General features: G+C 70.2%; 24 protein-coding genes. 14 read left to right on the top strand and 10 right to left on the bottom strand.

Annotation, left to right across the window (positions count from 1 at the left end):
* Positions 1 to 9: 9 nt before the first annotated feature.
* Positions 10 to 1068, top strand: a complete 1059-nt coding sequence (locus tag ACQHIV_RS22210; RefSeq protein ID WP_427884900.1) for a glycoside hydrolase family 130 protein — start codon at positions 10 to 12, stop codon at positions 1066 to 1068.
* A gap of 9 nt (positions 1069 to 1077) precedes the next feature.
* Here ACQHIV_RS22210 and ACQHIV_RS22205 read toward each other — a convergent pair whose 3' ends face one another.
* Together ACQHIV_RS22205 and ACQHIV_RS22200 are read right to left on the bottom strand one after the other, a co-directional pair.
* A complete protein-coding gene (locus ACQHIV_RS22205; RefSeq protein WP_427884899.1) occupies positions 1078 to 2100 on the bottom strand; it encodes an aminoglycoside phosphotransferase in 1023 nt (340 codons plus the stop codon).
* A 13-nt stretch (positions 2101 to 2113) separates the two neighbouring features.
* Complete coding sequence (locus ACQHIV_RS22200) at positions 2114 to 2842, bottom strand: helix-turn-helix domain-containing protein (RefSeq protein WP_427884898.1); 729 nt, start codon at positions 2840 to 2842, stop codon at positions 2114 to 2116.
* A 63-nt stretch (positions 2843 to 2905) separates the two neighbouring features.
* Here ACQHIV_RS22200 and ACQHIV_RS22195 point away from each other — a divergent pair, with 63 nt between their 5' ends.
* A complete protein-coding gene (locus ACQHIV_RS22195) occupies positions 2906 to 3310 on the top strand; it encodes a cupin domain-containing protein (RefSeq protein WP_427884897.1) in 405 nt (134 codons plus the stop codon).
* Here ACQHIV_RS22195 and ACQHIV_RS22190 read toward each other — a convergent pair.
* From ACQHIV_RS22190 to ACQHIV_RS22180, 3 genes are all read right to left on the bottom strand, one after another.
* Positions 3307 to 4236 carry a VanW family protein gene (locus ACQHIV_RS22190; RefSeq protein ID WP_427884896.1) on the bottom strand — a complete coding sequence of 310 codons (930 nt, stop codon included), beginning with the start codon at positions 4234 to 4236 and terminating at the stop codon, positions 3307 to 3309. The genes ACQHIV_RS22195 and ACQHIV_RS22190 overlap by 4 nt on opposite strands.
* A 479-nt stretch (positions 4237 to 4715) precedes the next feature.
* A complete protein-coding gene (locus ACQHIV_RS22185; RefSeq protein ID WP_427884895.1) occupies positions 4716 to 6047 on the bottom strand; it encodes an Rv3235 family protein in 1332 nt (443 codons plus the stop codon).
* A gap of 430 nt (positions 6048 to 6477) precedes the next feature.
* A complete protein-coding gene (locus ACQHIV_RS22180; RefSeq protein WP_427884894.1) occupies positions 6478 to 8301 on the bottom strand; it encodes a hypothetical protein in 1824 nt (607 codons plus the stop codon).
* 156 nt (positions 8302 to 8457) lie between these two features.
* On the opposite strand from ACQHIV_RS22180, the gene ACQHIV_RS22175 reads away from it, so the two are divergent.
* Positions 8458 to 9006, top strand: coding sequence for a hypothetical protein (locus ACQHIV_RS22175; RefSeq protein WP_427884893.1), 549 nt, complete (start codon positions 8458 to 8460; stop codon positions 9004 to 9006).
* Positions 9007 to 9126: 120 nt separating this feature from the next.
* On the opposite strand, the gene ACQHIV_RS22170 is transcribed toward ACQHIV_RS22175, so the two are convergent.
* Entirely contained in the window at positions 9127 to 9375 is a 249-nt protein-coding gene (locus tag ACQHIV_RS22170) for a helix-turn-helix domain-containing protein (protein ID WP_209698105.1), read from the bottom strand.
* Positions 9376 to 9504: 129 nt separating this feature from the next.
* On the opposite strand from ACQHIV_RS22170, the gene ACQHIV_RS22165 reads away from it, so the two are divergent.
* From ACQHIV_RS22165 to ACQHIV_RS22145, 5 genes are all read left to right on the top strand, one after another.
* Positions 9505 to 10203, top strand: a complete 699-nt coding sequence (locus tag ACQHIV_RS22165; protein ID WP_427884892.1) for an SAF domain-containing protein — start codon at positions 9505 to 9507, stop codon at positions 10201 to 10203.
* Positions 10203 to 11480 carry an AAA family ATPase gene (locus ACQHIV_RS22160; protein WP_427884891.1) on the top strand — a complete coding sequence of 426 codons (1278 nt, stop codon included), beginning with the start codon at positions 10203 to 10205 and terminating at the stop codon, positions 11478 to 11480. Before ACQHIV_RS22165 ends, ACQHIV_RS22160 begins: the two co-directional genes overlap by 1 nt.
* A 65-nt stretch (positions 11481 to 11545) precedes the next feature.
* Positions 11546 to 12334 (top strand): DUF4097 family beta strand repeat-containing protein, encoded by a 789-nt coding sequence (locus tag ACQHIV_RS22155; RefSeq protein WP_427884890.1) that lies wholly within the window; start codon positions 11546 to 11548, stop codon positions 12332 to 12334.
* Positions 12335 to 12399: 65 nt separating this feature from the next.
* A complete protein-coding gene (locus tag ACQHIV_RS22150) occupies positions 12400 to 13044 on the top strand; it encodes an HAD family hydrolase (protein ID WP_427884889.1) in 645 nt (214 codons plus the stop codon).
* Complete coding sequence (locus tag ACQHIV_RS22145; RefSeq protein WP_427884888.1) at positions 13041 to 14264, top strand: glycosyltransferase 87 family protein; 1224 nt, start codon at positions 13041 to 13043, stop codon at positions 14262 to 14264. The genes ACQHIV_RS22150 and ACQHIV_RS22145 overlap by 4 nt, the downstream gene beginning before the upstream one ends.
* Here the strand turns inward: ACQHIV_RS22145 and ACQHIV_RS22140 are convergent.
* Complete coding sequence (locus ACQHIV_RS22140) at positions 14247 to 15566, bottom strand: hypothetical protein (RefSeq protein ID WP_427884887.1); 1320 nt, start codon at positions 15564 to 15566, stop codon at positions 14247 to 14249. The two genes, ACQHIV_RS22145 and ACQHIV_RS22140, sit on opposite strands and share 18 nt — an antisense overlap.
* Positions 15563 to 16045, bottom strand: a complete 483-nt coding sequence (locus tag ACQHIV_RS22135) for a cupredoxin domain-containing protein (protein WP_427884886.1) — start codon at positions 16043 to 16045, stop codon at positions 15563 to 15565. The genes ACQHIV_RS22140 and ACQHIV_RS22135 overlap by 4 nt, the downstream gene beginning before the upstream one ends.
* Positions 16046 to 16212: 167 nt before the next feature.
* Between ACQHIV_RS22135 and ACQHIV_RS22130 the strand changes: the two genes are divergently transcribed.
* The 6 genes from ACQHIV_RS22130 to ACQHIV_RS22105 all read left to right on the top strand — a co-directional run bounded on the left by ACQHIV_RS22130 (position 16213) and on the right by ACQHIV_RS22105 (position 21985).
* Positions 16213 to 17679, top strand: a complete 1467-nt coding sequence (locus ACQHIV_RS22130; protein ID WP_427884885.1) for a WS/DGAT/MGAT family O-acyltransferase — start codon at positions 16213 to 16215, stop codon at positions 17677 to 17679.
* The gene (locus ACQHIV_RS22125) at positions 17676 to 18197 is read left to right on the top strand and encodes a DUF6912 family protein (RefSeq protein ID WP_427884884.1); all 522 of its coding nucleotides are present in this window, start codon (positions 17676 to 17678) and stop codon (positions 18195 to 18197) included. Before ACQHIV_RS22130 ends, ACQHIV_RS22125 begins: the two co-directional genes overlap by 4 nt.
* A gap of 21 nt (positions 18198 to 18218) precedes the next feature.
* The gene (locus tag ACQHIV_RS22120) at positions 18219 to 19133 is read left to right on the top strand and encodes a Ku protein (protein ID WP_427884883.1); all 915 of its coding nucleotides are present in this window, start codon (positions 18219 to 18221) and stop codon (positions 19131 to 19133) included.
* Between the two features lie 9 nt (positions 19134 to 19142).
* Positions 19143 to 19595, top strand: coding sequence for a VOC family protein (locus ACQHIV_RS22115; protein WP_427884882.1), 453 nt, complete (start codon positions 19143 to 19145; stop codon positions 19593 to 19595).
* Positions 19596 to 19710: 115 nt separating this feature from the next.
* A complete protein-coding gene (gene pruA, locus ACQHIV_RS22110) occupies positions 19711 to 21339 on the top strand; it encodes an L-glutamate gamma-semialdehyde dehydrogenase (RefSeq protein WP_427884881.1) in 1629 nt (542 codons plus the stop codon).
* Positions 21340 to 21352: 13 nt separating this feature from the next.
* The gene (locus tag ACQHIV_RS22105; protein WP_427884880.1) at positions 21353 to 21985 is read left to right on the top strand and encodes a hypothetical protein; all 633 of its coding nucleotides are present in this window, start codon (positions 21353 to 21355) and stop codon (positions 21983 to 21985) included.
* Here ACQHIV_RS22105 and ACQHIV_RS22100 read toward each other — a convergent pair.
* Both ACQHIV_RS22100 and ACQHIV_RS22095 read right to left on the bottom strand, forming a co-directional pair.
* Complete coding sequence (locus ACQHIV_RS22100; protein WP_427884879.1) at positions 21982 to 22185, bottom strand: hypothetical protein; 204 nt, start codon at positions 22183 to 22185, stop codon at positions 21982 to 21984. The two genes, ACQHIV_RS22105 and ACQHIV_RS22100, sit on opposite strands and share 4 nt — an antisense overlap.
* Positions 22186 to 22264: 79 nt before the next feature.
* Positions 22265 to 22756: a DUF2505 domain-containing protein gene (locus ACQHIV_RS22095; RefSeq protein WP_427884878.1), complete on the bottom strand. Its 492-nt coding sequence runs from the start codon at positions 22754 to 22756 to the stop codon at positions 22265 to 22267.
* Between the last annotated feature and the right edge of the window lie 20 nt (positions 22757 to 22776).

The following is a 22776-nucleotide window of genomic DNA, read 5'->3' as shown; positions in this document are numbered from 1 at the left end:
GGGCTTCCTGTGACTGTTCCCTACACCCTCACCCGCGTCGGCGTACTGATGACGGCCGCGCCGGGCAACGAACTCGAGGCGGAGGGCGTGCTGAACCCGGCCACCGGGCACACGCCCGACGGACAGCTGTACCTGCTGCCCCGGCTCGTTGCTCCCGGCAACGTGTCTCGGGTCGGGCTGGCCGCCGTGGTCCTCGACGACGGGGTGCCGACCGGCGTACGGCGGGAAGGGGTCGTACTCGCACCGGACGAAGGGTGGGAGCGCGGCAAGAACAACGCCGGCGTCGAGGATCCCCGCGTGACGTACGTACCGTCGCTGGGCCTGCACGTGATGACGTACGTCGCCTACGGTCCGCTCGGGCCGAAGCCCGCGCTCGCGGTGTCCTCCGACCTGCGGGAGTGGCGGCGGCTGGGCCCGTTGCACTTCGAGTACCAGCCCGAGCTGGACACGGACCTGAACCTCTTCCCGAACAAGGACACGGTCTTCTTCCCGGAGCCGGTGCCCGGTCCGGACGGCGTTCCGTCGTACGCGATGCTGCATCGGCCGATGTGGGACCTCGGCTGGTTCCGCGAGGGTGAGGGCGTGCACCTGCCCGCCGGGATCACCGACGACCGGCCCGGCATCTGGGTGTCGTTCGTACCGGTCGCGGACGTCGAGGCCGACGTACGGAACCTCGTCCATCTGCGGAACCACCGGCTGGTGGCGATGTCGGAGTACCCGTTCGAGGAGCTGAAGATCGGCGCCGGTCCGGCGCCGCTGCGGATCCCCGAGGGTTGGCTCGTGATCCACCACGGCGTGACCGGCGAGCAGCCGGAGGGCTTCGACCCGACCACCCAGAAGGTCCGGTACGCCGCCGGCGCGCTGATCCTCGACGCCGCCGACGTCACCCGCGTCGTGGCCCGGACCACCGAGCCGCTGATGGTCCCGGAAACCGAGGCGGAAAAGGTCGGAACGGTGGGCAATGTCGTCTTCCCGACCGCGATCGAGGAGATCGACGGGCAGCATTACGTCTTCTACGGCATGGCCGATGCCGCCATCGGCGTCGCCAGACTGGACCGGACGCCCTGAAACCGACTCTCACGGTTGTGATCGGCTGAGCGCCTCGGCGCACCAGTTCGCGACGAACAGCAGGGCCTGGCCGCGTTGGTGGAAGAGGTGTTGGCTGTCGGCCTGCCGGTGGTAGGCGCTGTGGGTCGCGTCGGAGGCGCGGCCGAGCAGGCCGGGGAGCAGCCAGGCGTACTTGACGCCGGACGCCATTACCGCGAGCCGGACGTGGTCCGGGTCGCCTCGCCAGCCGGCTTCGTGCAGGCCGTCGAGGTAGTTGGTGATGCAGGTCTCGGCGAGTTCGGGCATCCGCTCGGCCGGCCAGAACAGGTCGAACACCGCGTCCGGGATGTAGTTGCCGATGTCCTCGCCGAGCGCGCCGTCGCCGACGAACGACCAGTCGAACAGCGCGAGCTCGCCGGTCGGTCGCTGGATCACGTTCGACACCCAGAAGTCCAGATGACAGCGGGCGCGGGGGAGCGACTCGACGAGCTTCAGCAAGCTGTCGCGGTGCACCAGCAGAGCCGTCCAGGCCTGCCGGAGTTCGGGCGGCCAGTGGTCGCGGACGAGCGGCTGCTGCCAGGCGTCGTCGTCGGTCACGAGATGCCACGGGACGACGCGGGTCGTCGAGTAGTCGCGGAGGAAGCCGGTCGACGTCCACGGCCGGTCGGCCGCGGGCAGGGCCTGCCAACGGCCGCAGGCTCGGGCGAGTACGGCGTGTTCGGCGAGGCTGAAGTGGGTGCCCGGCGTACCGGCGATGTCCTCCATCAACAGCTCCGCGCCGTCCGGTCGCTCGTCGACCTCGGCGTACGGGAGGACCAGGCCGGCGTCGGCGAGCCGGGTACGGAGCTCGTCGCGGTACACCTCTACTTCGCGGCGCCAGTAGTTCCAGTGCCGCGGATCGGTCGACGCCGCCCATGGCCCGGTCTCGGCGGTCGGCCGCCTGAGTTCCTTCCGTACGGCGGTGCGCCCGTCGGCGTACGTCACCCGCTCGACGTTCGCCGTCACCGCGTTCAGCGGGTTGTGCCGCAACGCCGTCGTACCGACCTCGGTCATGCCGAGCAGTTTGTCAGCCGATCAGGATCTTCGGGGGCAGTCCGGTCAGGGCTTTCACATCGCGAGTCAGGTGCGCCTGGTCGGCGTACCCGGTGATCATCGCGACGTCGGCGAGCGGGAGGCCGGTACGGGCGTGGTCGAGGGCGACGTTCATCCACAGCACGCGATCGAGGAGCTTCGGGCCGTAGCCGAACGCGTCCAAGCAACGGCGATGCAGTTGTCGTTCGCTCAGGCCGATCGTGCCGGCGAGGCGGGAGACACCGGCGCTGCCGCGGAGCAGTCCGCTGCGGACACTGTTGAGGACGTACATCGTCAGCCCGTCCGCGGGTCCTTCGGCGAGCCGGGCTACTTCCAGGTCGAGTGCTTCCGCACGGTCGGGCGCATCGCCGCGGTCGGGCCCTTCCGCGCGGATCCGGTCGAGCAGCCGGCGCGCCTTGGCCGGCGACCAGAGGTCGGCGAGCAGGACCCGCTCGTTGCGCAGCTCACGGGCCGGTACGCCGAGGAACCCCGGCGCGGCACCCGGCGCGAACCGGACCCCGGCGTACCGCGTCCCCCGCGGCGCGCTCCCGGTCCACGCCCGGGTGTCCGGGCCGGCGACGTACAGGTCGTCGTCCATCAGCAACAGGTCCATGCAGCCGTCCGGCAGGATCCGGAACTCCCCACCCTCGGCCGTCCGCGTCCACAGCTCGGCCCCGGCGACGCGCGCGGGGCGCTCCCGGTACGGCTCGACGGCTACAGTCACAGCTCCAGTCTGCAACGCCGTACCGACAGTTTCGGGTCCACCCGTTCTGGGCAAGGGCGAGGCATGCCACGTCGCGATGATCTGTCAGGAATACCACTGCTCGGGCGGACGATCGCGCCGGAGGGGTCCGGGCTGGTGCTCGCCGAGTGGGAGGCCGCGGGGCGTACGACGGATCAGGTCGCGTGGCAGGCGCCGCTGCACGTCCACCACTCCGACGACGAGGCGTGGTACGTGCTGTCCGGGACGCTGCGGCTGAACATCGACGGCGAGGAGTACGACGTACCGGCCGGCTCCGGAATCGTCGGCCCGCGGGGCGTGCCGCACACGTTCGGCAACCCGTCGGAGGAACCGGCCCGGTACGTGCTCGTCATGTCGGCGACCACCCGCGCGATGCTCGCCGAGTTGCACGGCGGGTTCTCGGGCGATGTGGCCGCGCTGTTCGAGAAGTACGGGTGCTCGTTGCTCTAAGGCAGGACCACGTCCACGACCGGGACGTCGACCGGGAGGTACTTGACCAGGGCAACGTTCTCGCGGATCAGCTCGTCGCGGAGCGCGGCGCCGGTGCGGCGGTCGATCACGGTGCGCCAGATCTCGTTCCGCCGGAAGTAATCGCCGCCGGCCCGGAGGAAACGCTCGTCCTTCGAGAACACCCGGTACGACGACTCGGCCGGCACGTCGGCGAGGATCTCGCCCTCCAGGTACCGGTCGCCGACGCCGACGCGCAGCTGGAACGTCTGGTCGGTGTCGTTGCGGAACTGCAGGTCCACGTAGTTGTAGACGATGCTGCACCCGACACCCCACGGCAGCACGCGACCGTTGTCCGGGAACGGGTCGAAGCTGTGCGTGGACCGCTGCGTCACGGTCAACGGCGAGTGCAGCACCATCCAGTGCAGCAGGTTCGCGAGCTGGCAGATGCCGCCGCCGATCCCCGGTTTCGCCTGCCCGTTCGAGAGCCGCATACCCTTCTGGTACCCCTTGCGGCGGGTCGCGTTACCGACCACCTTGTTGAACGAGAACGTCTCACCCGGCCGGATCAGCAACCCGTCCACCTGCGCACACGCGAGCTTCAGGTTCGTCACCTTGTTGTGCTGCATCCACATCTCGGTCTCCCCGAGCTGGCGCAGCAGCAACGACTTGTGGCGCTTGATCCGCACCGGCAACTCGGCGCCTTCGTGCGTCCCGGCGTACGGCGTGCTCGACCGCATCCACTCGACCCGCTTCACGGCCCGGTGGTAGCGCACAGCCAGCGGGTACAGCAGCCGGATCCGCTCACTCCACCGCTTCCGCCGTACCGCCGGCATCACCCGCGCCCGCTCGGCCTCACTCAGCTCATCCACCGCGACCCGCCACGACTTCGGCGTACCTTCATCCAGCGGTGTGACAGTTGTGCTCACAGACCCACCCGTTTCCCCGACAGTCCGATCCGGTCACCGTACGCCGCCGCGCCCCCGACCACGTGACAACAGCAGCACAATCAAATTGCGCAATCTGAGACGCCCCACACCGGAAAAGAGTTGGCACCCATCTCCCACCCCCACACCGAAGCCCGTCACCAACCAACCCCCACCACCACCCAACCCAACAACCGCGCCCCCCATCACACAGGCCCGAGCCAACCTCGCGCCACAGACCCCAAACCCTCGGGCTAAGCCGAGCCCACCATCGCGGCGACCAGCCGAGCCAGCGGCACCCGTCGAGCCCACTGCACCGGCGCCAGCCGAGCCACCGGTACAGACCCCAGAGCCTCGGCTGAGCCGAGCTCGCGGTGTGCTGGCTTGGCCGAGCTTGGCCGAGCTTGGCCGAGCTTGGCCGAGCTTGGGTGCGGTGGAGAGCGCCTAGCGTCGCGTGAGCCGAGCTCGCCGTTGCGGTGGGGTCAGCCGAGTTCAAGTGCGGTGCAGACCCAGCGGTTTCGGCGTACCTCGAGCCGGAGCGCGACGGCCCGCGACCGCCCACCGTGCCGTACGTGCGCCGCGACCTCGGCGATGTCCGGTGCCGGCATGAACACCCGCACAGACCGCACGGTGCTCTTCTCCTTCGCGCCACGAACGACAGCCGTCGTATTGATCCCCAGCAACCGCACTCGCCGGTTCAGATCGGTGAACACCCGATCGTTGGTGAACCGCACCAGTTGCGAGATCGGCCGATCCCCCACGAGCACCTCACTGACCGCCTGAGCCAACCTCCCACCCCACAACCGAGCATCAGGCAACCCAGGCGCGTCCTCCCGCACCACCCCTCGCCGCCCAACACCCCCACTAACGACCACCGCACCACCCGCTCGTGCAGGCGCCGTACCCGCAGCAGCCGCGCCCGCAGCCGCACCGCCCGCACCGGTTGCCGCGTCGGCACCGGTCGCGCCGTCCGCACCAACGGCACCTTCCGCGCCAGCGGCGCCGATCGTGCCTGCCGCAGCGGTCGCACCGCCCGCACTGCGCGCACCGGTCGCCACGTCGGCACCGGTCGCGCCGTCCGCACCAACGGCACCTTTCATGCCAGCGGCGCCGATCGTGCATGCTGCACCGGCCGCGCCAGTCGGACCTTCTGCGCCGGCCGCACCTTCTGCGCCTGCCGCGCCGGCCGTGCTTGCCGCACCGGTCGTGCCGTCGGCGGCAGCGATACCTGCTGCACCGGCGGTGGCAGCCGCGGTGCCGGTTGTGCCTGTGGCTGGTGCGGGTGCTGTGCCTGCGGTCTTGCCTGCTGCAGCTCGAGCGGGCGCCGTACGGCCGCCGGCTTCTGTGGTTGTGCCGACCGCCACAGCCGTTACCTCGGCGGGGACACCCAGCCGGGCGTCTGCATCGGCCGGCGCGGCGACAGCCGCCGGACCGGTGGTGTCAGCTGCGTTCGTGGCTGCTGCGGGGTTGGATGCTTCTCCGGCTGCTGGGGCGATGGTGCTGACCGCCGTAGTGCGTGCTGTGCTGGTAGTTGCGTCGGCTTCCGCCGTGTCCGTGGTGCCGTCGTCGGCCGCCTCGGTCGTGGAGGTGGTGGTGTCGGGGGTGGGGACGGACTTGAGTGGGGCCTGGGCTCCGTCGGGGCGTCCAGGCGCCGCGGTTGCTGGTGTGGGTGGGAGGGCGGAGACGCCGAGGCGGGTGATCGCCTGCAGACGGAGTGCGAGAGCACCTTCGGTCAGCTGTCCGGCGTACCGCGTGGTCGCCGGCACCGAGTGCTCGTCGTCCCGCCCGACCGACCGCAACCGAGGCCGAGTCACCGCCGCGAACATCTCCGACCCCGACCCATCACCCGCACCGGCAACAGTCGAGTCACCAGCGCCCGAGCCCGAGTTCTCGGGGGTCGAGTTGTCGGTGGTGGGAGTCGTTGAGGGGGCCGTAGTACGTGTCTCCGGCTCGGGTGCCGGACCTGCTGGGGTGTACGTCGCTGGCGGGGGACCGGTTGTTGCGGCGTCGGGTGGTGTGGGGACCAGCGTCAGGTCGGGGGTGGTGGGGGTTTGTTCGGGGGGCTTGGGGAGAGGGTGGGTGGGCATGGGGGCCTCCGGGGCTGGGGCGGGGGTGGGAGCGGGGTGAAGGACGGGAGCGGCGGGGGTGTGCGTCGTACCAGCGGGGTCCTCGGTGCCTGTGGGTACGGCGGTGAGGGGAGCTGTGGGCTGGAGGTCGTCCGGCTGGAGGCTGTGCTGGCTCATGTCACTGCTCCTGTTGATGAGGCGGGAGGCGGTCGCCGTGGGGTGCGGGCGGGGTACGGAGTACCTGGCCGGGGAGGATGAGGTCGGGGTCGTTCCCGATCACGTGACGGTTCGCGGAGTACCAGTCGTGGCAGCGGGCTGCGATTGCTTCGGTGGTGGCGGAGGGGCCGAGTTCGTGGGCGGCGATGGTCCAGAGGGAGTCGCCGGCGCGTACGACGATGCTCACGGGGACGGCCGGTCGCAGGTCGGTGTAGCGGGTGGGTGCCCCGTCGGTCGGCCGATCCGGCACCCCCACCCGTCCACGCCCACCGGGCTTCTGGTCGGCACCACCCGGCCGGCCGGTACCAGTCGGTTGGCCGGTGCCAGGCCGTTGGCCGGTGCCAGTCGGCTGGCCGGTGCCAGGCCGTTGGCCGGTGTCAGAACGTTGGCCGGTGTCAGAACGTTGGCCGGTGCCGCCCGGTTGACCGGTGCCAGGCCGTTGGTCGGTGCCGCCCGGCTGGCCGGGCGACGTACGTGTGGAGTCACCCGTCCGGCCCGTTCCCTGGGTCGAGCCGGTGGCGTGCCCGGAGGTGGTCGGGTTGCCGGTGCCCTGTGCGGGCGTGGTGGTTTCGGAGCCCGGGTGCCGGCCGGTGGTGGGCTTGTTGGGAGTGGGGTGGCCCGAGCCGGTGGGCTGGTGGGGCGTGGTGGTGCCCGAGCCTGTGGGCTGTCCAGGGGTGCTGGAGCCTGTGGGCCCGCTCGGGGTGGGTGTCCCGGAGCCGGTGCGCTGGGCGGGGGTGCCCGGATGGTTGGGGTGCGGCGGGGTGCCTGGGTGGTGGCCGGGGGTGGGGGTGCTTGTGCCGGTCGGTTGGCCGGTGGAACGGCCGGCGGGCTGGCCCGTGGTGGAGCCCGTGTGCTGGCTGGTCGTAGACCCGGTGTGCTGGCTGGGGGTGGAGCCCGTGGGGTGGCCGGTTGTCGAGCCGGTGTGCTGGCTGGGGGTGGGGCCTGTGGGGTGGCCGGTGGTCGAGCTGGCGTGCTGGCCGGTGGTCGGGTTGGTGTGTTGGTTGGAGGTGGTGCTCGTGCGCTGGTCAGGGGTGGGGGCGATGTTGAGGGTGGAGGCGGGTTCGGTGGCGCGGTAGGGGTTGGGGCGGGTGGTGCTGGGCTGCTCGGTGGTGTTGTCGGTGGTGATGTCGAGGGTGGAGGCGGCTTCGGTGGTGCGGTAGTCGTCCTGGTGGGTGCTGCTGATCTCGAGGTGGGAGGCCTGTTCCGTGGTGCGGTTGTCGGCTTGTTGGGTGGCGCCGATCTGCAGGTGTGAGGCTTGCTCGGTGGCGCGGTAGTCGGCTTCTTGGGTGCCGCTGAGTTCGAGGTGGGAGGCCTGTTCCGTGGTGCGGTTGGTGGTGATGTCGAGGGTGGAGGCGGCCTCGGTGGTGCGGTAGTTGCCGGTGATGTCGAGGGTTGTGGCTTCGGTGGTGGTGACGTGGCGGACGTGGCCGGAGTCCGTGGGGGCGGCGTGCGCTACGCCTACGGTCAGAGGGGTCACGGCGGCGACGCCCAGGCCGGAGCGGAGGAGGGCTCGGGCGGTTTTGGTGGTGATCCGGCCCGCGACCGCGCCCGCGAGGGCGCCGACGACGCCGGGGACCTGCTCCAGGACCGTCAGTACGACGGCCAGTGCCAGCCAGATGTACGCGATCCAGGCGATCGTGCCGACCGCGAGCACGGTCAGCGAGTCGAGGTCGTACGTGCGCAGGCCGCTGATCGAACCGGCGGTCATCCAGCGCAGCAGCCAGCCCAGCCCGGCCAGTGCGAGCATCGCGAGGATGCCTTTGATCGCCCGGATCATCGCATTCATCCCGCTTCGCTCCCGACCTTTGAGTTTGCGTTAGTTTGCTTTGGCTTGATCACTATAGACCGGTACTAGGCCGCCTTTGCAAGTCCTTAACGCACGCTGCGTCGGTTTCCGCTGCGGAGGGTGAACGCGGCACCCGGGACCGGTAGGTTCACGGTCATGCGGTGGGATGCGTTGTTCGCGGACCTGGAGTCGCAGTTCGAGGCGCTCCAGGAGGGAGATCTGTACGGCGAGGTCGCGGACCGGATCCGCGCCGAGGTCGGGAAGATCACCGTGCTGGACCGGCTCCGCGGCGCGGTGAACACGGTCGTCCGCGTGGAGGTCAGCGACGCGGACCCCGTCCGCGGGCTGCTCAGCCGGGTCGGGAAGGACTGCCTGCTGATCGAGACCGAGCGCTACGAGGAGTGGCTGATCCCGGTGGCGGCGCTGGTCGCCGTACACCGGCTGGGCCCATGGGCGGAGTCGGCTGTCGGTGCGGTGGAGGGGAAGCTGGGCCTGGCGCATCTGCTGCGTGGGATCGCTCGCGACCGTTCGCCGGTGACGCTGTTCTGTAGCGGTGGGGGTCCGGTCACCGGGACGATCGACCGGGTCGGAGCGGACTTCCTGGAGATCGCGGAGCACCCGTTGGACGCGCCGCGCCGCCGTACCGAGGTGTACAACGTCCGCCTCGTACCCACGCACGCACTCCGCGCCCTCCGTCGCCGCTGACCAGTTGCCGGGGCAGGACCCGCGCGCCGGGGTCTGGCGACAGGTTATTGCCTGTGTCCAGGCCCCGTTTTCTGTTCACGGCCCCCGCCGCAGGCGCCAGCTCGCCGCGGCGAGGGGGAGCTACAGGTGTGCATCCTCCGAGGCGTCGACCTCTTCGCCGAACGGGTGGGTGTCGATGAACTGCTTGGTCTCGGTGTAGAGCCGTTCGATGTACTTCTCCAGCTCGGCGGACTCGACCCGCCACTGGCCGCGGCCGCCGATCTTCACGGCGGGGATGTCGCCGCGGCGGACCAGCGCGTAGACCTGGTTCGCGGAGATGTTCAGGACCTCGGCGACGTCGGCGAGCTGGAGGAAACGGGGACCCGGCATCGTCGTACTCCTTCACATAGTGGCTGGTTCCTTCAGTTTGCCACGGTTGGCGAGTGGATGACCGAGTTTGTCCCCAGGTCATGACAGCCTGTGGATGACCGTTCACGGCCAGCTCGGGGACCAGGCAGAATGTCCGCCGACAGGCGATCGATCGACTGGGGAGACGACGTGGTCGACACACAGGTGCGAAGCGGGTTCGGGGCTGCGGCGGCCCCGGCGCAACGCAACCGCAAGGCGCGCTGGAAGGACGGCCGGCTGGTGCTCGGCGTCCTGCTGGTCGCGGTGACCGCGTTGGCCGGCGCGAAGCTGCTCTCGTCGGCGGACGACACGACGACGGTCTGGGCGGCCAAGCACGAGCTGCGGGTCGGCAGCCCGCTGACCAACGACGACCTGACCACGGTCCGGGTGCGTTTCACCAGCAGCAACGACTCCGGGAGGTACCTGTCCGCCGACGCGGACCTGAAGGGCCTGGTCGTCGGCCGTGCGGTCGGGCAGGGCGAGTTCGTCCCGAAGGACGCCGCGGTGCCCAAGTCCGACAAGGACCGGACCGAGATGCCGCTGTCGGTCGCGACCGGTCACCTGCCACCGGACATCGCGGTCGGCGACGTCGTCGACGTCTGGGTCGTGCCCAAGGAAGAAGGTCACCCCGCGTCCCAGCTGTGGACCGGCGTCCGGGTGCTGCAGGTCGATTCGGTGAAGGGTGTCGCCGGCGGTTCCGCGCGCCGGCAGGTGACGATCGACCTCTCGTCCGCCGACCAGAGCCGGATGGGCTCCTCGCTGGCAGCGATCAACGCCGGCGAGCCGACCCTGGTCCGGAAGGCCGGCTGATGTCGATCCCGGTGCTGCTGGCCGTCACGGGCGCCCCGTGGGAGGCCGATGTCGTACGGCGGACCGAGCACGCCCCGGGGATCCGGGTCGTCCGGCGCTGCGTGGACTTCGCCGACGTGATGGCCGCGGCCGCCAGCGGGCAGGCCCGCGCGGTGCTGGTCGCCGACGCGATGGCCCGGCTGTCCTCGGACGCGGTCGCCGCCCTGCACTCGCGCGGCATCGTCGTACTCGCCCTGGTCGACCCGCTGGAGACCGGTGCGCCGTTCGGTGCCGAGGACCGGCTGGCCCGGATGGGGATCGAGCGGATCCTGCCCGCCGACGTCAGCCCGGCGGACCTCGGCCGGGCGGTCGCCGACGCGGTCGAGTCCGGCCCGCCGGTCGCCAGCTCGCACTTCGCGGGCGGGTTCGTGCCGTTGACCCCGGAAGAGGCGGCCAACCCGCGGCCGCCCGCTTTCCCGCAGGGCACCGGCCGGGTGATCGCGGTCTGGGGCCCGACCGGCGCCCCTGGCCGTACGACGGTGGCCGTCAACCTGGCGACCGAGCTGTCGCTGCGCAAGGTCCCGACCCTGCTCGCCGACGCGGACGTGTACGGCGGGACCGTCGCGCAGATGCTCGGCCTGCTCGACGAGACCTCCGGCCTGGCCGCCGCGGCCCGCTCCGCGTCGAACGGGTCGCTCGACACCGTGATGCTCGCCCGGCACACCCGCGAGGTGAACCCGCACCTCCTGGTGCTGTCCGGCCTCAGCCGCGCCGACCGCTGGACCGAGCTGCGGCCCGCCGCGGTCGAGTCGATCTGGGCGACGGCCCGGACCCTGGCGCCGTTGACCGTCGTCGACGCGGGCTTCTGTATCGAGACCGACGAGGAGATCTCGTTCGACTCGCTGGCCCCGCGCCGCAACGGCGCGACGGTGTCGACGCTCGAGGAGGCCGACGAGGTGCTCGTCGTCGGTACGGCGGACCCGGTCGGCCTGACCCGGCTGATCCGGGCGGTCCACGAGGTGCGCGCCGTCGTACCGTCGGTCGGCCTCCGGGTGGTCGTGAACCGGCTCCGCTCCGGCGCCCTCGGCGGCTCACCGGGCGAGGCGGCGACCGACGCCCTGCGGCAGTACGCCGGGATCGACCGCGTGACGCTCCTGCCGTACGACCTGAGTGCCACCGACACCGCGATGGCGCACGGGCGCAGCCTGGCGGAGGCGGCGAAGTCGAGCAAGCTCCGCAAGTCCTTCCAGCAACTGGCCGCCGACGTCGCGGAGGCATTCCACACAGTGCCTGCGTGAAGCTCAGGGTCAATCCGGGGGAGATCCCGACCGACAGCGGGGCGTCGAGCTGAGAAAGTTGAATCATGTCTGACGTCCAGAGCCGCCCGCAGGGCACGATGAGCAACCAGCGGCGGTACGGGATCGCGATCTCGGTCGCCCTGATCCTCGGCGGCGCCTACTGGGCACTTACCGGACTGACCGAGGGTACGAAGACCGGCCAGAGCAGCTACGCCGTGCAGGGCACCGAGCTGACGGTGAAGGCCGCGTCCGACAGGATCGAGGTGCGGCCCGGCGACGGCACCGAGGTGAAGGTGGAGCGGCAGTTCGAGCGGAGCGTGTTCGGCTCCGACCCGAAGGACACCTACGACAACGGCCGCCTCGAGCTGGACACCGGCGGCTGCGGGCTCCTGTCGTTCGGCTGCAAGACCAGCTACGTGCTGACCGTCCCGAGGAACGTGAAGCTCACGCTGGAGGGCAGCAGCGGCCACATCACGGTGTCCGGGCTCGAGGCGGGCGCGGACCTGAAGACCAGCTCGGGCAACATCGAGGTGCACGACGTCAGCGGGCCGCTCGACCTGCGGTCCAGTTCGGGCAACCTGGACGCCGACGGCCTGACCTCGACGGCGGTGTCGGCGCACAGCAGTTCGGGAAACATGACGCTGGACTTCACCGCCGTACCGCAGTCGGTCGAGGCGAAGGCGAGCTCGGGCAACGTGTCGATCGAGCTGCCGCCCGGCGACACGACGTACAAGCTCGACACCGACACGTCCTCCGGCGACCGGTCGGCGAACGTGAAGAGCGACCCGAACGCGACCCGGACGATCACCGCGCGAACCTCGTCGGGCGATGTCAGCATCGATTACACCCGCTGACGACGCTGCGTGAGATCCAGGGTCGGGAGGGTGAGCGCACCCACCGCCTGAGTAGGCTGGCCGCCATGGTCGAGGTGCGTGGTCTCTTGGTGGACTGGGGCGGCGTACTCACTTCCGGACTGGAGCCCGCGCTGCGCCGCTGGGCCGAGCTGGACGACTTCGACTTCGACTCGTACCTTGAGGCAGTCATGAAATGGCTGCCGTCCGAGAACGTCACCGCCGAGCTGAACCCGGTGCACGCGCTGGAGCGCGGCCAGCTCGCGGTCCCGGACTTCGAGCGCAAGCTCGCCTCGCTGCTGGTCCGTCGCGACGGCACGCCGGTGCCCGCCGAGGGGCTGATCGAGCGGATGTTCGCGCACTTCGAGCACCAGCCCGCGATGGCCGCGCTGGTCCGCCGGGTCAACCAGCGCGGGATCCGGACCGCGCTGCTGTCGAACTCCTGGGGCAACACGTACCCGCGGGACACCTGGGACGGGATGTTCGACGACGTGGTGATCTCCGGCGAGGTCGGGCTGCGCAAGCCCGAACCGGAGATCTTCCGGCTGGCGGCCGGCCGGCTCGGGCTGGCACCGGCCGAATGTGTCTTCGTCGACGACCTGCAGCTGAACGTCGACGGCGCCCGCGCGGTCGGGATGACCGCGATTCTCCACACCGAGTACGACGAGACCCGGCGAGCGCTGGAAGACCTGTTCGGAGCCGACCTGACGTGACCGTGACCACCCCCGCCTCCTCCCCGACCCGTCCCGCCGGGCGCCGTGGCGCCGTCGTCGCCGTGCTCGTCTGCGCAGGCCTCGTCGCCGCCGGCGCCTGGATCATGCATCTGTACGGCGGCATGATCGACCTGCGCGTCTACCGGATGGGCGGGTCGGTGCTGCTGCACGGCGATTCGCTGTACGACGCGAAGCTGCCCGGCGGATCGAACCTCCCGTTCACGTACCCGCCGTTCGCGGCGATCGCGATGGTCCCACTGGCCGCCGTACCGTGGGCGCTGGCGGTGATCGCCTGGACGACGCTCTCGGTGCTGTGCATCACCGCGTTGTGGCGGACCAGCCTGACGAAGACGTTCTGGTCGTTCGTGACGCAGCGGAAGCGGACCGCGGTGCTGGTCGCGCTGACGGTGCTGTCGCTGCTGCTCGAGCCGGTCTGGCAGACGATCCAGTTCGGCCAGATCAACCTGTTGCTGACCGCAATGATCCTGCTGGACCTGGTACGCCCGAACGACACCAGGCTGCGCGGCTTCTGGGTCGGCGTCACGATCGGCGTCAAGCTCACCCCGCTGCCGTTCCTCGCACTGCTCGTGGTCACGAAGCAGTGGCGGGCGCTGCGGAACGCGGTGTTCGGGCTGCTCGCGACGATGGCGATCGGGTTCGCGATCGTGCCGCACCAGTCCTGGCACTACTGGACCAAGGTGATCCTGGACGCCAACCGGGTCGGTGGGATCGCGTACACCGGCAACCAGTCGTTCAACGGCTTCCTGCACCGGATCGGCAACCAGGCGAGCTGGGTGCAGCCGACCTGGTTCGTGCTGTCGGCGGTGTTCGGGCTGGCCGTGCTGTGGCTGGCCCGCAAGTACTGGCTCGCCGACGAGCGGGTGACCGCGATCTCTGTGCTGGCGCTCGCGGTCCTGTACGCGTCGCCGATCTCGTGGAGCCACCACTGGGTGTGGATCATCCCGCTCGGCGTCAGCCTGATCCGCGGCGTGAACCGCGTCTGGGGCCTGAACCCCGCGGTCGTCACCGGCGTGCTCTTCTACGGCCTGTTCGTACTGCGCTCGATCTGGTGGGTCCCGTACCGCGACGACCGCGAGCTGAGCTGGACGTTCTGGCAGTCGATCCCCGGCAACTCACACCTGATCGTCGGCATGATCGCGTTCATCCTGCTGGTCGTCACCAGCCGCGGTCTCACGAAGAGTTCAGGACGAGAACAGTAGGAACAACCCGCCGCAGGTGTAGCCGACCATGACGACCAGGAGTGGGAGTTGGCCGGCCAGGGCCTTTGCGCGGGGGAAGAGGGCGACGGCGCGGTCGTGGGCCGAGACGACGCCCAGGAGGTGGCCGCAGACGACCGCGAGGACCTGGATGACGGCGATCATCGTGCTGTGGTTGGTGATGCCGGTGTTCACCGCGAGCAGGCCGGTGCCGAAGACGTTCGCGCCGTTGCTCAGCGGGTCGCTCAGGTAGATCAGTGTCCGCTGGCCCTCGAGGATGAACAGCGTCAGGTAGTGCGCCACGACGTACCCGAAGGCGATCGGTACGACGGAGTGCGCGAACAGGCCCGGGAGCGCCGTACGGGAGCTGTCCGACAGCCGGCCCGCGAGCACCGTCGCGCCCGAGTACGTGCCCAGCACGAACAGGATGAAGACGATCAGCGCGCCGGTGCCGAGCCAGGTCATCGAGATGTCCTGGTTCTGCGCCCAGCCGATCCAGGCCGACGAGTTCGAGAACCCGTCGTACGCCGTGGAGCCGAGCAGCGCGGCGACCATTCCGACCAGCCCGGGCTGCGGCTTGAGGCCGTCGAGGTTCTCCAGCGGGCGCCGGACCACCAGGGCGCCGTCGGTACGGCGGCCCCACGGCGACAGGCGTGCCATCAACGAGGCGTAGACCTCGAACGGGTCGCCCTGCGCGAACCACCGGTCCCCGAACAGGATCGCGCCGAACATCGTGATCACGACGTACAACGCGATCCACGCCTGCAGGACCGGGATCGTCGCGCGGTCCGGGGCGACCAGTTCGAGCCAGGTGAACGCGAAGATGCCGAGCGTGGCCGGCCAGAGTCCCGCCCAGCGCGGCAGCTCCAGCAGGCCCTTGGACGGCGGCTGGCGGAGCAGCTTGGAGAGCAGCAGGTGGATGGTGCGGAGCGGGTTCAGCGTCCGCCAGACCGGGCCGAGCACGATCGAGATCGGTACCAGGCCGACCCAGACCAGGATGTAGATGAAGCCGAAGATCGGGTTCGTCAACCGGTCCACGCCGAACATCAGCGACACCAGCGCGTACAGGAAGGTCGCCAGGCCGACGGCCCGGACGATCCAGCGGAACCAGCCGGCGTCGACGGTCCGGGTGATTGCGGCGGGCAACGGCTTCCCGGACGCGTTCCCGCGGTACTTCGGACTCCGCCAGGCCAGGCCGAGGACGACGAACGACACCCCGACCGCGACCGCCGCGCCCGCGACCGCCAGCCCGAACGGAACCGGCAGGTCCTGACGCCCCCCGATCCCGTGCAGGGGCAACATCATGAGACGACGAGCTTGGCGACCAGCTTGCCGCTCTTGTGGGTCTCGACCTCGAAGGTGCCCTTCATGTTCGCGGTGAACTTCACCGACGCGGTCTTGCCCGGGGTGAGCTCGAGCTCCTTGTCGTACCCGTGGATGTGCAGTTCCTCGGCGGCGTCGCTGGTCGCGGTGACCAGGACCGTCTGGCCGGCCTGCACCTTGATCGTCGCGCCGCTCGGGTTCACCTTGCCGTTGGCAACGGTGACGGTGATCGTCACGTCGGCGGTCTCGCCGGACGGGTCCGCGGTGTTCGAGGGTGAGCCGGTGTTCGGCGCGCCCGGGGTCGGGGTGTTGGTCGGCAGCGTGGACGTCGGCGTACCGGAGTCGCTCGGCGACGGGGTGCTGCTGCCGCTGCTGTTGCCTCCGCCGCAGCCGGCCAGGACCAGCATGCCGAGGGTGGGGAGAAGGGCGGTGGCAGCACCGCGGGTCAGCGTCGAACGCATCGGTCCAGAAGCCTTTCGAGGGTCATGGGGCATGGCCGGGTGTGGGACACACCCTCTTGCCTGACGAACACGGATAGCTCAGTGTTCCCGTACAGGAAGTGTTGCAGCACACTGTCGGACCCACCCACTAGGGTGAGAAACCTGTCGAAGAGAGGAAGGTGACCGGTATGCCGGACCGGCTGACGTCGCTCGATCTCACCTTTCTCAAGGCCGAGTCGCCGGCCACCCCGATGCACGTCGGGACGGTCGACATCTTCGAGCCGCCGGTGCACGGGGACGAGGGGTTCGACTACGAGAGCCTGGTGGCGCTGATCCGGGACCGGATCGCGTTCGTGCCGCGGTACCGGCAGCGCGTCCAGCAGATCCCCGGCCGGTTCGCCGGGCCGGTCTGGGTGGATGACGAAGAGTTCGACATCACGTTTCACGTACGCCGGTCCGCGCTGCCCCGGCCGGGGACGCACGCGCAACTGCTGGAGCTGGTCGCCCGGATCATGTCCCGGCGCCTGGACCGGGCCCGGCCGCTGTGGGAGATGTACCTGGTCGAGGGCCTGCAGGGGGACCGGTTCGCGATCATCGCGAAGTCCCATCAAGCGCTTGTCGACGGCAACAGCACGGTCGACATCGGCCAGGTGGTGCTGGACGCCACCGCGCACCCGAAGGACACGCCGACCGACACCTGGCAGCCGGAGCACCCGCCGTCCGCGCTGGAGCTGCTCGCCGGCGTCTTCGCGGACGCCACCCGGAACCCGACCGCCGTGCTGGAGCTGGCCCGCGCCGAGCTGGCCGGCCTGACCGGCGCCACGTCGGTCCGCGAGGTGCTCGGCGGCGTGGTCGGCTCGCTGGTCGCGCAGCGGCACGCCCAGGAGAGCTCGCTGCACGTGAAGACGTCCGGTCAGCGCCGGTTCACCACCGTGCAGACCGACCTGGAGGACTACCGGACCATCCGCGCGGCGCACGGCGGCACGGTCAACGACGTGGTCCTGGCGGTGGTCGCGGGCGCGTTCCGCTCCTGGATGATGACCCGCGGTGAGGGCGTCGGCCCGACCCGGAGCGTGCGGGCGGTGGTCCCGGTCAGCATCCGCGACGACGAGGACGAGGAGCCGACCTCGCTCGGCTCCCGGGTGATCGCCTCCGCGGTGAACCTGCCGGTCGGTGAGAACTCGCCGGTCATGCGGCTGCACCAGATCTCGTACCAGACCAAGGTGCACAAGGACACCGGCCGCGCGGTCAGCGCCCGCTCGCTGGTCGGCATCGCCGGGTTCGCGCCGACCACGCTGCACGCGCTCGCGGCCCGGGTCGCGACCACCACGGTGCGGCCGATCGACGACGTGGTGATCACCAACGTCCCCGGGCCACAGTTCCCGCTGTACGCGCAGGGTGCGCCGATGCTGGCGTCGTACCCGGTCGTCCCGCTGATGCCCGGGCAGGGCCTGTCCGTCGGCGTCACGTCGTACGACGGGAAGGTGTACTACGGTCTGAACGCGGACCGCACCGCCATGCCGGACCTCGCTGTCTTCGCGCAATGTGTGACCGATGCGCTGGACGAGTTGCTGGACACCACCAGGGGCAGCCGGAACCGGGCCTCCCGGGGCCGGAAGAAGCCCCGCAGTACCAACAAGAAGGCGGGTTCATGAGGGTCTACGTACCGTCGACACTCCGGCTGCTGAGCGCGGCGTGCAACGCCGGCGAGGTCGGCCCGGCGCCGCTCACGGTGTACGCCGTGACGCCCGCGCTGCGGGAGTGGTACGCCGAGGGCGACGACGAGGAGCTGGAGTACGCCGCGATGGCGCAGGCCGCCCGCGCCTCGGTGGGCCTGCTGGCGGCCGACCCGGGGACCAGCCGGCGACGGGTGGTGATCGCGGCCGAGGTCAGCGCCGTACCGCCGGCGGACGGCTCCGTGGAGCTCGGCGACGCCCGGCTGGAGCTGCACGTGGTGATCCCGTGGCGCTCGGTGGCGTCCGTGCACCTGGACGCCGCGCAGGCGACCACGGTGATCGGCAAGGCCGCGGACCTGTGGGAGGCGGCTCAGGACGGTGACGACGACGCGGTGTTCGCCCTTGATTCGTGCGAGGGTGAAGACCTGATGTGGTACGCGACACAGGAGATCCCGGATCTGCTCGCGGCGGAGGGGCCGCGCGGCGGACAGCGCTAGGGCAATAGGGAGCTGATGGCGATGCAGGCGATCTGGAAGGGGGCCATCTCGTTCGGGATGGTGACGATCCCGATCAAGGTGTTCTCCGCGACCGAGGAGAAGGACATCTCGTTCCGCCAGGTGCACGTCGCCGACGGGGGGCGGATCAAGTACAAGCGGATCTGCTCGATCGACGGCGAGGAGGTGCCGTACTCCGACATCGGCAAGGGGTACGAGATGCCCGACGGCCGGATGGTGGTGCTGGACTCGGACGACTTCGCCGACCTGCCGCTGTCCAGCAAGAAGGTCATCGACGTGCTGGAGTTCGTGCCGGCCGACCAGGTCGACCCGCTGTACCTCGGCAAGTCGTACTACCTGGCCGCCGACGGCGGGCCGGGCGCCAAGCCGTACGTGCTGCTCCGGGACGCTCTCGAGGGCTCCGAGCTGTACGCGCTGGTCAAGGTCGCGCTGCGGTCCCGGGAGAGCCTCGGGCTGCTCCGGACCGTGGACGACGTGCTGGTGCTGCAGGTGATGCTGTGGCCGGACGAGATCCGCGACAAGACGTTCGCGGCGCCGCCGGAGGACGTCGAGATCCGGTCCCAGGAGAAGGCGATGGCGTCGTCGTACATCGACACCCTGCGCGGCGAGTTCGACCCGGACCAGTACCACGACGAGTACCGGGTGGCGCTGGAGAAGGTCGTCGAGGCGAAGGCCGAGGGCGTGCCGCTGCCGGAGTCCGAGGAAGAAGAGACCGAGGGCGCCGAGGTCGTCGACCTGGTGGCCGCGCTGCGCGCCTCGGTCGAGGCCGCCAAGGCCCGGCGGGCCGGCGGGGGCGAGGCTGCTCCCGCGAAGAAGGCTCCGGCCAAGAAGGCCGCCGCGGCGAAGAAGGCCCCGGCGAAGAAGGCTGTTGCCAAGAAGGCACCGGCGAAGAAGGCCGCGAAGAAGAAGTCCGCGTGAGGTGGGGGCATGAGCGAACGTACTGAGATTCCGGCCGGCATCGACGACATCCCGGTGGACCCGGCGCACCCGGTGGTGCAGCCGGGGGCGTACCTGCTGGAGCTGATCCCGATGCCGGTCGCCGACGTGGACCGGGCGAAGGCGTTCTACGTCGACCAGGCCGGGTTCGTCTGCGACGTGGACATCAGCCCCGCCGAGGGCGTCCGGATCGTGCAGCTCACGCCGCCCGGTTCGTACTGCTCGATCTCGCTCACGACCGGGCTGCCGCAGATGCGGATGGAGCCCGGCGCGCAGCGGGGGCTGCACCTGGTCGTGAAGGACCTCGAGGCGGCCCGCGCGGAGCTGATCGGCCGCGGCGTCGAGGTCAGCGAGACCGAGGACCTCGGCGGTGTCTTCTACGCCTGGTTCGCGGACCCGGACGGCAACACGTGGGCCCTCCAACATATGCCGTGGCGAAAGTAATTCAGCTGCGTTCGTGCTCGACGGTGCTGGCGTGGCACGATGCTTGTGTCACGCCGGACCACCCGTACCCGGCGTCCCCAGTACGATCCACCACCTGATCGAGGAGTGCCGCAGCATGGATGCCGTGACCGCCGTACCGACGCCCGCCAACGAGCCCGTGAAGGGCTATGCGCCCGGATCGGCCGAGCGCGCGAGCCTGGAGGCGAAGCTCAAGGACTTCAATGCGGCCGGCGCGATCGACCTGACCTGCACGATCGGCGGCGAGCAGAAGCTCGGCGGCGGCGCGCGGATCGACGTCGTACAGCCGCACAAGCACGCGCACGTGCTGGGCACGCTCGGTAACGCGACCGAGGCGGACGGGCGGGCGGCCGTGGACGCGGCGCTGGCGGCGGCTCCGGCGTGGCGCTCGCTGTCCTTCGACGACCGCGCGGCGATCTTCCTGAAGGCCGCCGACCTGCTGGCCGGCCCGTGGCGCGACACGCTGAACGCGGCCACCATGCTCGGCCAGTCCAAGACGGTCCAGCAGGCCGAGATCGACGCCGCCTGCGAGCTGATCGACTTCCTCCGGTTCAACGTGGCGTTCGCGCGGCAGATCGTCAGCGACCAGCCGATCTCGTCGCCGGGTGTCTGGAACCGGGTGGACTACCGGCCGCTCGAGGGCTTCGTGTACGCGATCACCCCGTTCAACTTCACCGCGATCGCCGGCAACCTGCCGACCGCGCCCGCGCTGATGGGCAACACCGTGGTCTGGAAACCGTCGCCGACGCAGCAGTTCGCGGCGCACTGGACGATGCGGCTGTTCGAGGCCGCGGGCCTGCCGGCCGGTGTGATCAACTTGGTCACCGGCGACGGGATCGAGGTGTCGAAGGCGGCGCTGACGCACCCGGATCTGGCCGGGATCCACTTCACCGGCTCGACGAAGACGTTCCAGTCGCTGTGGGGGACGGTCGGCACGAACATCGCGTCGTACAAGACGTACCCGCGGCTGGTCGGCGAGACCGGCGGCAAGGACTTCATCCTCGCGCACCCGTCGGCGGACCCGGCGGTGCTGAAGACCGCGATGGTGCGCGGCGCGTTCGAGTACCAGGGCCAGAAGTGCTCGGCGGCGTCCCGGTCGTACGTGCCGCGCTCGGTGTGGAACCTGATCAAGGACGACATCGTCGCGGAGACCGAGTCGCTCACCATGGGTGACGTGACCGACCTGTCGAACTTCATCGGCGCGGTGATCGACGACCGCGCGTTCGCCAAGCACAAGGCGGCGCTGGACCGGGCCGCGGCGACCGACTCGATCGACGTCGTTGCCGGTGGCACCTACGACGACAGCGAGGGGTACTTCGTCCGCCCGACGCTGCTGGTCTCCGGCGACCCGACCGACGAGATCTTCACCACCGAGTACTTCGGCCCGATCCTCGGCGTGCACGTGTACGACGACGCCGACTACGCCGCCGTGATGAAGGGCATGGAGCACTCGGCGCCGTACGGCCTGACCGGCGCGGTGATCGCGCAGGACCGGCACGCGATCGCGGAGGCGGCGGAGTACCTGCGGTTCGCGGCCGGGAACTTCTACGTGAACGACAAGCCGACCGGCGCGGTGGTCGGGCAGCAGCCGTTCGGCGGTGCCCGGGCGTCCGGCACCAACGATAAGGCCGGCTCGATGTGGAACCTGATCCGTTGGGCCTCGCCGCGCTCGATGAAGGAGACCTTCACCCCGCCGACCGACTACCGCTACCCGCACCAGGGCTGACTAGGCTCGGTGGGTGGACCATCGGGGGGCTGAGCAGGTACTGCGTGCCGCGGGGTGGACGTCCTGCGGCGCGGGCGACTGGGCTGTCGCGCTGCGGTCGCCTGATGGGCTGACGGCGGCGCGGATCAGCCCGTTCGACCCGGCCGGGCCGTACACGGCGGCGCTGTACCGGGAGGCCGCCCACACCGGCCAGGTGCCGCGGTTGTACGAGCACCGTCGGCTGGCGGGCGGTCGCGATCTGCAGTTGCTCGAATGGTTGGAACCGGTCGCCGAGGATGCGGCGGCCGGGTTCCACCGGGCGCTCGCCGCGCGGGAGGACCACGTGGCGGAGCTGGCGGACGTCGTACGGCGGGTGCACGAGCGCGGGCTGCGGGAACTGCCGTGGTTCGGGCCGAAGATCGACGACAACCCCGACAACATCATGCGCAGCGCGGACGGCCGGCTGGTCGCGGCGGACCTGTTCAGCGCGGACGGCCCGAAGCTCTACGCCGCCATCCTCGACGACCCGGACCTCGTGGCCGCGACGATCCCGGAGAACGAGCGCCGGTTCATGACCGAGCTACCGATGACGAACACCGGCGCCTGGCCCGCCGAAACCCTCACCGCGATGCGGAGCGCGCTCGCCGCGGCCGACGCCCGTCGTTAGGCGGTGTGGTGCAGCTCCTGCGCCGGCGGGTCGACCAGGAGCGCCGAACCGCACTTGGTGCAGATCCACTCGTCGGGCTCGTCGACCCGGTAGTCCGACGGCTCGATCCGCTCGAACGGCATCACGGTCGCGCAGAAAGCGCAGTACTGGGTCGCGTCGGGCGGCGTACGGTCACGCCTCTTGCGCAGGGAACTTCGCATCAGTACGGGTCACCTCCGGTGCAAGCTTCTTCTCAGGTTGCCACCGGAGGTGCCGAGGTCACCGCAACGACACGAGGTTTTACTTGCCGCTCCACTCGTGCCCGAGGTCGTGCTCCTTCTGCAGGCCCTTCTGGATCGCGTCCACCACGAACGGCTCCATCTTCTTGCCGATCAGCGGTACGGCGACCTTGATGTCGAGGTCGATCGCCTGGACGGTCTGCCCGCCGTTCGCCGCGATCCGCGCCGTACCCTTCAGCGTCACCGGCGTGTTGCTGATCTCACCGGACACGTCCGCGGTCCGCGAACCGTCCGCGGCGGCCGGGTGCCAGGTCTCGGTCTGCACCACGGTCAGCGTCTCGCCGACGAACTTGCGGGCCATGTCCGGGATGTCCGTGGCCTCCATCTTCCGGCTCACCCGGACCACCGTGTCGCCGCCGGACGTGCTGACCTTGACGTCGTACGACAGCGCCTTGGTCTTCTCGCAGGCCTGCTCGCGGAAGGCCGTGTCCGTCACGATCGCGAACACTTCCTCGGGGGTGGCGTCGTACGACGCCGACATCTTCAGCTCCATGCCGTCATCATGGCATCACT

The sequence above is a fragment of the Kribbella polygonati genome (assembly GCF_050320105.1).
Classification (GTDB): domain Bacteria; phylum Actinomycetota; class Actinomycetes; order Propionibacteriales; family Kribbellaceae; genus Kribbella.
Note: the sequence above shows the minus strand (reverse complement) of the source record. Positions and strands in the feature narration are given on the sequence as shown.